Annotated in this window: 1 tRNA gene and 1 rRNA gene; both read right to left on the minus strand. The window is 46.6% G+C overall.

The features are described from left to right. Positions 1–149 precede the first annotated feature (149 nt). A tRNA-Glu gene (locus ACZ3HG_RS23205) sits at positions 150–225 on the minus strand. 72 nt (positions 226–297) lie between these two features. Next, positions 298–354, minus strand: a 16S ribosomal RNA gene (locus tag ACZ3HG_RS23210); the annotation flags it as partial.

A 354-nucleotide genomic window follows, 5' to 3' on the forward strand; every position in this document is an offset into this window, starting at 1 on the left:
AGATTTCATTCTTATTACGGAGAATGAAAACGACATGTCGTTTCAATTTTCAGCTTGTTCCGGATTGTTAAAGAGCAAATATCTCAAACGTGACTCGTTAAAGTCAGTTTTGAGATACGGTGATAACGACTTTCACTTCGTTACCGGTATGGCGTCCCCAAGGGGATTCGAACCCCTGTTACAGCCGTGAAAGGGCAGTGTCCTGGGCCTCTAGACGATGGGGACTCTGATACTACTATTGCTCGTTACTTCTATCAGACAATCTGTGTGGACACTACGCGGGAAGGTATCTTCAGGTAAGGAGGTGATCCAACCGCAGGTTCCCCTACGGTTACCTTGTTACGACTTCACCCC

It is taken from the genome of Erwinia sp. PME.40.26/001 (assembly GCF_055556675.1).